This window comes from Mesorhizobium sp. WSM4813 (assembly GCF_055811555.1).
The window spans coordinates 19,101-28,488 of the sequence record NZ_JBVVQU010000072.1; the positions used below are offsets into that span (position 1 = coordinate 19,101).

6 protein-coding genes and 2 pseudogenes are annotated in these 9,388 nt (G+C 61.6%); 2 read left to right on the forward strand and 6 right to left on the reverse strand.

Translation table 11 applies throughout. The features are described from left to right. Positions 1-118 precede the first annotated feature (118 nt). Positions 119-490: pseudogene (locus AC0L25_RS28800) on the forward strand (DEAD/DEAH box helicase); the annotation flags it as partial. A gap of 150 nt (positions 491-640) precedes the next feature. Here AC0L25_RS28800 and AC0L25_RS28805 read toward each other — a convergent pair. From AC0L25_RS28805 to AC0L25_RS28830, 6 genes are all read right to left on the reverse strand, one after another. Beyond that, positions 641-1,291 carry a YiaD family glycine zipper/OmpA-like lipoprotein gene (locus AC0L25_RS28805; protein WP_473598582.1) on the reverse strand — a complete coding sequence of 217 codons (651 nt, stop codon included), beginning with the start codon at positions 1,289-1,291 and terminating at the stop codon, positions 641-643. 281 nt (positions 1,292-1,572) lie between these two features. After that, positions 1,573-1,941: a GFA family protein gene (locus tag AC0L25_RS28810; protein ID WP_473598583.1), complete on the reverse strand. Its 369-nt coding sequence runs from the start codon at positions 1,939-1,941 to the stop codon at positions 1,573-1,575. Between the two features lie 203 nt (positions 1,942-2,144). After that, positions 2,145-2,531 (reverse strand): hypothetical protein, encoded by a 387-nt coding sequence (locus AC0L25_RS28815; protein ID WP_473598584.1) that lies wholly within the window; start codon positions 2,529-2,531, stop codon positions 2,145-2,147. Positions 2,532-2,969: 438 nt separating this feature from the next. After that, a protein-coding gene (gene prfB / locus AC0L25_RS28820; protein WP_192365009.1) for a peptide chain release factor 2 occupies positions 2,970-4,101 on the reverse strand; the annotation gives its coding sequence in 2 pieces (ribosomal slippage) (positions 2,970-4,034 and positions 4,036-4,101; 1,131 coding nt in all). A gap of 141 nt (positions 4,102-4,242) precedes the next feature. Then, entirely contained in the window at positions 4,243-6,699 is a 2,457-nt protein-coding gene (locus AC0L25_RS28825) for a penicillin-binding protein 1A (protein WP_473598585.1), read from the reverse strand. Positions 6,700-6,912: 213 nt separating this feature from the next. Beyond that, positions 6,913-8,205 carry an N-acetylmuramoyl-L-alanine amidase gene (locus tag AC0L25_RS28830; RefSeq protein ID WP_473598586.1) on the reverse strand — a complete coding sequence of 431 codons (1,293 nt, stop codon included), beginning with the start codon at positions 8,203-8,205 and terminating at the stop codon, positions 6,913-6,915. A 740-nt stretch (positions 8,206-8,945) separates the two neighbouring features. Here AC0L25_RS28830 and AC0L25_RS28835 point away from each other — a divergent pair. Continuing rightward, positions 8,946-9,388: pseudogene (locus AC0L25_RS28835) on the forward strand (hypothetical protein); the annotation flags it as partial.

Below are 9,388 nucleotides of genomic sequence, written 5' to 3' on the forward strand. Positions count from 1 at the left end.
CCCCGGGCTTAGCCCAAACATCTTCGGGGGTCCTGCGGGTTTCGGGCGGCGGGGCGGCCCCGGGGGGGGGGGGGGGGGCCCCCCCCCCGGGGGGGGGGGGGGGCCCCCCCCCCCCCCCGGCCGCAAGGACGATGAACGCAGGGGCGAACGCAAGCCACGCGAACGCCACGCCAAGCAAAGCGAAGCCGCAGCACCGGCTGTGGCGCGCGAGGAACAGCCGGTGGCCGCCGAGACCGCGGTCGCCGATGCCGGTGAGCGGCGCGCGCGCAAAGAAGCGATCCGCTCGGAAAATAGCGAGCGCCAAGCTTCGCCGGAACGTAAGGCTTCGCCCGATCGCAACCGGAACGAACAGCGTGCGCCGGAACGTGGCGACACCAGGCCGCAGCGCGACGGCAATCGCCCTGCCCGCCATCGCCAGGAAGACAATGACGCGACCGTCGGATTCGGCGACGACATGCCCGCCTTCATGCGCATCGTCGCCAAGGTCTGATCACAGCAGAAATTCTCAAACACCAGTCCGCCTCAAATCTAGAATACCCAAACGGAAACGGCCCCTTGCGGGGCCGTCTTCATGTTCGATGCCGGGTTCGGATTTGAGCATGATCTTTTCCGAACCGAAGGTCCGGGATCATGGTCCAGCTCAGGTGAGGGGTGAAAGCTGGATCTCGACGCGGCGGTTCTGGGCACGGCCGGCGGCCGACGCGTTGGAAGCGATCGGACGCGTCTTGCCGAAGCCGGTGACGGCGAAGCGGCGGGAATCGACGCCCTGTCCGGACAAATAGTTGGCGACCGCCAGCGCGCGGCGCTGCGACAGGTCGAAATTGTGTTCGTCGCCACCGGTCGAATCGGTGTGGCCGAACACGTCGACCGTGGTCTGCCGGAACTTGTTCAGCACAAGCGCGACCGAATTCAGCACTTGATAGAAGCCGGGCTTCACCGCGTCCTGGTCGACGTTGAAGGTGATGTCGGACGGCATGTTGAGGATGATCTGGTCGCCGGTGCGGGTGACGCTGACGCCGGAGCCCTGAAGCTGCCGGCGCAGTTCGGCCTCGTTCTGGTCCATCGTGGCGCCGATGGCGCCGCCGGCGAGCGCGCCGACGCCAGCGCCGATCAGCGCATTACGGCGATCGTTGCCGCCGGCAAGCAGGCCGAGCCCCGCACCCGCCAACGCGCCGATGCCGGCGCCGGCCGCAGTGTTGGAAACCTTCTGCTCTCCGGTATACGGATCGGTTGTGGTGCAGGCACTCACGAGCACAGCCGTCGCCACTGCGACGAGCACAGTCTTTTTCATTGGGTAGTCCCTCTCCAGTCCGCGGTCCCACCGGTGGCGCGCCGCATCAGCCCTTCCGTCGCATCGGCTTTAAAATCATCGATTTTCGGAAAAGCACGATGCATAGATTCAAAGTCTTAGAGCGTACTTTGTGCGTCCAAGTGGACGCACGTCGCTCTAATGTCTTGTAACATGAAATGCGGCGAAAAATGGAACGGGAAAAGCGGCTGGCTATGGCTTTTCCCGGTCAATTCCACGGCCACGGTATTGCGCAATTCTGATCAGCTACCAGAGATTCTCGGCTACCAGAGATTCTTGCCGTCGATGACGACGACCTCGACCTGATCGAGGTCGAAATCGTCGAACAGGCGCGAATTCACGCTGATTTTCGGATTGTCGAAATCCGGCTTGCCGGTCGACCAGTCCGGCGTTTCGGTGAAGGTGCCGCAGCCGCAGGTGGCGCAGAAACCGTGTTTGATCGTTTTCGATCCCCACCGGTAGAACGAGACATTCTTGAACGGGCTGGTGAGTTTGAATTGCGACGGCGTATAGTAGGCCCACAACGAACCGCGTTTCGAACAGAAGGAGCAGGTGCATTGCGTCACGGTTAGCGGTGCTTGCGAAACCTCGAACGTCGTCGCCCTGCAGTGGCAGCTTGCCTTTATTGTCATGAACGCCTCCCTCACGTTTGCCTCCCGCCCGCGGCAAGGCAACATAACGAGGCGCTCTTGACAACCGTCGGTCAGCAGACTCGCTGACTGAGTCGGACGCGTGGCGCGCTTCAATCTTTCCGATGCCTGTCGTTATCCCAAAACCGCTGCGCATCCTCGGGTCAGGCCATGGCTCAGGCCCTGGGGCTTTTGGGCGCCATGCATTAAAACGATGACGGTGGCACGAACAGGCAGATGGTCTTTCCGTCATTGGCGCCGGCGACCGAGCACCAGTGATATTCGCCATCGGGCGAATTCTTGATCCGTGCATCGCTGTAGGCCACGACCTCGCCTGTCCCTTTGATGACATAGCCCTCCGGACGTTCGCTGATCGACGTCTGCGAGACCGCGCGGCAGTCATAGCCAGAACAACAGGAGAATGGATAGCTCCAGCCCTGCGGCCTCGCCGCAGTCGGCGTGGCGTCGTGCGCCAAAGCCGGCGCTGCAAATGCAGCGATGGCGGCCGTCAGAGCCACCACCGCAATGATTGAATTCAGGAGGCGGCGCGCCGTCTGGACGGCTGAGGCCGGTCGGGTTGTGAAAGCAGGCATGGGCGCAGTTCCTATCAACGAGTTATCAAGCGTTTCGCTTGCCCGTTCTTGGAACGCATCTTCCCAGTGGCCGAATCGTCAGGCCGCAGATACGCCGCGTCCGGCCATAAATGCTTTTTTCCCCCAGCTTTCGGATGCTGGGCTGATTCCTTTGTTGGCGCAAGATTGCTGTGCAACCGAGCGCCGACATCTGCAACCGAAACCAGCCTGCCGGGGCTGGCGAGAGTGACTTCATCGACCCCGGCAGATGGGATCGCAGATAACGAGAATCAGCTCGCAGTGGTTCCGGGCTTGGCGCCGGCAGGCCCGCGACATCCAACCCGAAGTTAGAAGTTGTTCTGGAAAATTTAACGTAAAAACAAAGCCATAAAGCGACCGCTCAATTAGAGTGAGAGCCTGTTACTCTAGCGTGATGTTCCTGCTGCTTGTTGTAGGTCTTCAGTCGATATCGGCGACCACTTCGCCGGCACCGCCCTCGATGCGCTGCGACAGCGAGGCCTCCATGAAATCGTCGAGGTCGCCGTCCAGCACGCTCGATGGGCTTGTGCTCTCGACGCCAGTGCGCAGATCCTTCACCAACTGATAGGGCTGCAGAACATAGGAGCGGATCTGGTGGCCCCAGCCGATATCGCTCTTCGATGCTTCAGTGGCGTTCGCTACCGCCTCGCGCTTCTTCAGCTCTTCCTCGTAGAGCCGCGAGCGCAGCATCTCCCAGGCCTTCGCCTTGTTCTTGTGCTGGGAGCGCTCGGCCTGGCAGGCGACCGCGATGCCGGTGGCGAGATGGGTGATGCGGACCGCCGAATCGGTGGTGTTGACGTGCTGGCCGCCCGATCCGGACGAACGATAAGTGTCGATGCGGACATCCGATTCGGAAACGTCGATCTCGATCGTATCGTCGATCACGGGATAGACCCAGACGCTGGCGAAAGACGTGTGGCGGCGCGCATTGCTGTCATAGGGGGAAATACGCACGAGACGGTGAACGCCGGATTCCGTCTTCAGCCAACCATAGGCATTGTGGCCCTTGATCAGCAGCGTAGCGGACTTGATGCCGGCCTCTTCGCCGTCATGCACTTCCAGCACCTCGACCTTGAAGCGGCGCCGCTCGGCCCAACGCGTGTACATGCGCAGAAGCATCGAGGCCCAGTCCTGGCTTTCGGTGCCGCCGGCGCCGGCATGGACTTCGAGATAGCTGTCGTTGGCGTCGGCCTCGCCCGAAAGCAGCGTCTCGATCTGGCGGGCCTTTGCTTCGCCGCGCATCGAGCGGATCGCCGCTTCCGCCTCGGCGACGACGCTCTCGTCACCCTCTTCCTCGCCAAGCTCGATCAGGCCGATATTGTCTTCCAGCGCCTGGGTGAGGCCTTTGACCGCGGCGATGCCTTCCTCGAGGCCCTGGCGCTCACGCATCAGCTTCTGCGCCTCCAGCGGTTCGTTCCAGAGACTCGAATCCTCGGCACGCACATTCAGGTATTCAAGCCGCTTTATGGCTTGATCCCAGTCAAAGATGCCTCCTCAGCAGGGTAATCGCCTGCCTGATTTCATCGACAATGTTCTGCGTTTCCGCGCGCATGGCTGGTCGTTCTGTCCTGTGCTGAAATGGTGCCCTGTTGCTTAAACAGAGCTTGGGTTGGCGCGATACATAGGGACGGCACCGCCGCCTGTAAAGCGAAATGGGCCGGCTCGAAAGCCGGCCCAAATACCATATCCTATGTCAATAAAGCCCGCCGCCGCCGGACTGGATGGCTTGGTTGGCCTGTGGTGACAGCGCGCCGCCGGAGGCGTTGGAGCCGTCCGCACCCATGCCGATCACCCAATAGCTGTCGGCGGGGCCGGTGCCCGGCTTGAAGGCTTCGATAAAGGCGCCGGCGTCGCCCGGGTTGGCAGCCATGCCGGTCTTGCGATTGATGGCAATCAGCTTCATGCCTTCGGGAACCTGGAAATCGACATTGGGCGTGCCGTCCAGCGCCACGCGCATGAAGTCCTTGAAGATCGGCGCGGCGAGGCCGCCACCGGTCGCGCCCTTGCCAAGACCTTTCGGCTGATCGTAGCCCATATAAAGGCCGACAACGAGATTGGGCGTGTAGCCGATGAACCAGGTATCCTTCTCGTCGTTTGTCGTTCCGGTCTTGCCGGCGATGTGGCGGCCGAGTTCGGCGACGGTGGCGCCGGTACCGCGCTCGACGACGCCCTCCATCATTGAGGTGATCTGATAGGCGGTCATCGGATCGAGCACCTGCTCGGAATTGTCGACCAGTTCCGGCTCAGGCTGGTTCTGCCATTCGGCGGCGTTGCAATTTTCGCAGCCGCGTTCGTCCTGCCTGTACACCGTTTTGCCATAGCGATCCTGGATGCGGTCGATCAGCGTCGGCTTGATCGACTTGCCGCCGTTGGCCATGATCGAATAAGCCGACACCATGCGCATCACGGTGGTCTCGCCCGAACCCAGCGCCATCGGCAGGTACGGCGCGAGACGGTCATAGACGCCGAAGCGCTCGGCATATTCGGCGACCAGCTTCATGCCCATGTCGTTGGCAAGGCGCACGGTCATCAGATTGCGCGACCTCTCGATGCCGGACCGCAAAGTCGCCGGGCCAGCTGTCCTTCCATCGTAGTTCTTCGGCGTCCAGGTCGTGTTGCCGCTCTTGATGGTGATCGGGCCGTCCATGATCACCGAAGCCGGCGTATAGCCATTGTCGAGGGCGGCCGAATAGACGATCGGCTTGAACGACGAACCCGGCTGCCGCATGGCCTGCGTGGCACGGTTGAATTCGGATTGCGAGTAGGAGAACCCGCCGACCATGGCCAGAACACGGCCGGTATGCGGATCCATGGCGATCATGCCACCTTCCACTTCGGGGGCCTGGCGCAGGATATAGGCCCCGTCCGTACCCTCTTTCTTCTGTACGAAGATGACATCGCCCGGCTTCAGCACGTCCGCCGGCGACTTGGCCTTGACGGTCTTGCCGTCGACGACATGACGCATGGCGAAGCTCATGTCCTCGCGGCTGACGGCGCCTTCGATGCGATCCTTGACAAGTTCGCCCGAGATCTGCCGGGTCGGCCGAAGGCCGATGGACAGGCCGCTTTCCGAGCTGTCGAGCACGACGGCGAGCGACCATTCGGGCACGTCGTCCAGTCCCTTGACTTCGCTCAAAGGCACGCCCCAGTCGCCGGATACGCTGATGGTCTGCACCGGCCCGCGATAGCCGCGCAGCGTATCGAACTTCATCAGGCCGTTCTGCATGGCTTTGCGGGCGATCAGCTGCATCTTGGGATCGAGCGTCGTACGGACCGACAGGCCGCCCTCGTAGAGCGCATTCTCGCCGTAGCGCGCGCTGATCTGGCGACGCACTTCCTCGGTGAAGTATTCGCCGGCGAACAGATAGGTGCCGGAGCGGCGTGGCTTGACGCCGAGCGGCTCGGCCTTGGCCTTGGCGCCTTCCTCTTGCGTGACGTAGCCGTTGTCGACCATCTGGTCGATGACCCAGTTGCGGCGCTCGATGGCGCGGTCGGCATATTTGAATGGGTGATAGTTGGAGGGACCCTTCGGCAAGGCCGCCAGATAGGCCGCATCCGCCACGGTGAGTTCATTCACCGCCTTGTCGAAATAGGTGAGCGCTGCGCCGGCGACGCCATACGCGCCGAGCCCGAAGAAAATCTCGTTAAGGTAGAGCTCGAGAATGCGATCCTTCGAATAGGCCTGCTCGATGCGAAAGGCGAGGATCATCTCCTTGATCTTGCGCTCGTAGGTCTGGTCCGAGGACAACAGGAAGTTTTTCGCCACCTGCTGGGTGATCGTCGAGGCGCCGACCTGGCGCTTGCCCGAGCCGAAATTCTGCAGATTGACCATGACTGCGCGGCCAAGGCCGGTCATATCGATGCCGGGGTGATTGTAGAAGTTCTTGTCCTCGGCAGACAGGAAGGCCGCCTTGACACGATCCGGCACCGCCTGGATCGGCAAATACAGGCGCCGCTCGCGCGCATATTCGGCCATCAGCGCACCGTCGGACGCATGGATGCGGGTCGTCACCGGCGGTTCATACTTGGCCAGGACCTCGTAGTCGGGCAGATCCTTCGACAAATGGCTGATATAGATCGCCGCGCCCGCCGCGACCAAAAGGGCCAGAGCCGTGCCGATGCCGAAGAAATAGCCAATAAGACGAATCATGCCCGCTCCAGTCCTCGGTTCGGGATTTTCCTAAACGAAGCCGCCTTTCGCGCAAGCTTTCGAGACGATCCCGACCGGTAATCGAAAATCCATGTCGCCATCATGTGGGCAAAATGCGGCAGCATGGAATTTCGGCTTCGAATGGCGGAAATATAAGTACAGGGTGTTGTTGCCATGCAACGCTGCCGCTGGTTGCTGGCGGCGGCAGGCATCTCAGCCTCCGGTTCCGGCTCCGGCCTTGGCTGAAGCGAACAGGGCGATGGCATTGGTTATGCTCTGGGCCGCCTTGCCGCGCCAATCGGCGCTGAGCAGTTGCGCCTCGTCCTTGGCGTTGGACAGATAGCCGAGTTCGACCAGCACGGACGGGACATCCGGCGCCTTCAAAACTTTGAAGCTGGCCGAACGCTGCGGATTGTTGATGAGGCCGACGCTGGTGGAAAGCTGGCCGACCAAAGTCTGGGCGAAACTCATCGAGAAACTGTGCGTCTCGCGGCGAATCAGGTCGATCAAGATGTCGGTCACTTCCTTGTTGTCGTCCTTTATTTCCATGCCGGCGAATTGGTCGGAAAGGTTTTCACGGTCGGCGAGCGCCTGCGCTTCGGGGTCGGAAGCCTTGTCGGAGACAGTGTAGACGGTTGCGCCGCGAAGGCCCTTGACCCTGATCGTGTCGGCGTGGATCGAAATGAGCAGATCGGCCTCGTGCTGGCGGGCTATGCGCACGCGGTCGTCCAGCCGCAGGAATTGGTCCGTCTCGCGCGTCATGAACACATCGTATTTGCCGACTGCGGCAAGTCTTTCCCGCAATTCGGTGGCGAAGGCGAGCGTGACGTTCTTCTCGACCGTGCCGTTCAGACCCTCGGCACCGCCATCGATGCCGCCATGGCCTGGATCGATGACGACGGTGAAGCGATGGCCTGGATTGGAGACCGGGCCGGTGCCGACCCTGCCGCCCTTGTCGGAGGAGACCGTCGAGCCGGTGGTCAGCGCCTGATTGGCAAGAGCGGCGTCGAACTCCCGCACGGACGCCGCCGACATGTCGATTGCGATGCGGTAGCCGTTGCCGTCATCATTCTTGAGCACGTCGAACCTATCGACGGCGAATGGGCCCTTACTTGTGAGGATCAGCCGCGAAACCCCCTCGCTGAGATCGCCGTAGCGCACGCTCCTGACCAGGCCGCGCGCCTTTACATCCTTGGCATTGATGGCGAATTTCGTGCTTGGCAGGTCGACGACCAGACGGTGGGGGCCGCGCAGCAGGAACCATTTGACGTCGGGCTCGCGGTCGAAATTCATGACGATGCGCATCTTGGTGGCGTCACCCGCCATTTTGTAGCTCGTCGCGGCGAGCGGCGCGTCGGCAGCAAAGGAAACCGGCGAAAAAGCCAGGCAAGCGACAACCAGCGACAGCAGACAAGCATCGCGGAATTGGGCAGCGCGGAAGTAGGCGGCGTAGAAGAAAGTGCCTCCGGCGCGACCACCCTTGTGCGTGAAGACTGCCAGTCCCATCTCTTACAGTCGCTCCGGTTTGGCGCTAGGCGCCCAATCTTGTTTGTCGGCCAATCTTGTTTGTCGGCCAATCTTGTTTGTCGGCCAATCTTGTTTGTCGGCCAATCTTGTTTGTCGGAGTGTCGGCGTCTTGTCGAAGTGCCGGTTAGGCCGCGAACTCAATTAACGATTGGTATCCAGAGAAGGTTAACCAAGCCTTTTCATGCAACGCTTAAAGCCGTGCTTCCGTTGCGGAACTGCTTTTTGCCGGCATCGGAAATCGGGGTTGCCTTCCAACCCGCCAAATCATAAAAGCGATGGTGGATCACTGCAATCCTGGAACCGTCCTTCTCCGCAGCTTCCTGCTACAGGTCAGATGAACGACGGCTCCTTTCGCTTCAGGCGAAAAAGGTATCAAGTGATCGCGACGAATTTCGCAGGTGCGAGCCCGTGGCGGGGGAAGCGCCTGCGTGAGGAAAACGGCCGGGATTGTCCCGCGCCGGCTCTGTACGAGCAAACAAGCTGGTCCGGTTTTCCCGGGCTTTGGTTCAAAAAGGTTCTGCTGGTTACGATGGCTTCAAGCGCAATCATGGAAAGGTCCGCAGCAAACCGCGCCATTATGGCTGCGGGCGGCACCGCCATGGCGCTCAGGCAGCGGCCGGCGGACATTCAATTGCCCGGCACCCATGTTCATCCACACTCACAGCGGCGGGGTTTGCCCCGCAAGCTGCGGCTGACGGCTGCCGGGGGGAAACGAAATAATGCCCAACAAGATGCTGATAGACGCCTCCCACCCGGAGGAAACACGTGTTGTCGTCGTTCGCGGTAACCGTATTGAAGAATTCGACTTTGAATCCCAGGACAAGAAGCAGCTCAAAGGAAATATCTACCTCGCCCGCGTAACGCGCGTCGAACCCTCGCTTCAGGCAGCCTTTGTCGAATATGGCGGCAACCGTCACGGTTTCCTCGCCTTCAGTGAAATTCATCCCGACTATTACCAGATTCCGGTCGCCGACCGTCAGGCGCTGCTGCGCGCAGAAGCGCAGGAGGCTGAAGACGAGGACGATGAGGATGGCGAAGGCGACGACCGCGCCCCCCCCCCCCCCCGGGGGGGGCGGCCCCCCCCCCGCGCCCCTATTCGGAGCGCATGGGCGCGGTTCTGGCCAACATCACCCAGGCGATCGGCGGCGGTGGCGAGGCCCCG

Coding starts and splice junctions, on each gene's coding strand:
- AC0L25_RS28805 (WP_473598582.1), bottom strand. CDS start 1,291: ATGAAAAAGACTGTGCTCGTCGCAGTGGCGACGGCTGTGCTCGTGAGT.
- AC0L25_RS28810 (WP_473598583.1), bottom strand. CDS start 1,941: ATGACAATAAAGGCAAGCTGCCACTGCAGGGCGACGACGTTCGAGGTT.
- AC0L25_RS28815 (WP_473598584.1), bottom strand. CDS start 2,531: ATGCCTGCTTTCACAACCCGACCGGCCTCAGCCGTCCAGACGGCGCGC.
- AC0L25_RS28825 (WP_473598585.1), bottom strand. CDS start 6,699: ATGATTCGTCTTATTGGCTATTTCTTCGGCATCGGCACGGCTCTGGCC.
- AC0L25_RS28830 (WP_473598586.1), bottom strand. CDS start 8,205: ATGGGACTGGCAGTCTTCACGCACAAGGGTGGTCGCGCCGGAGGCACT.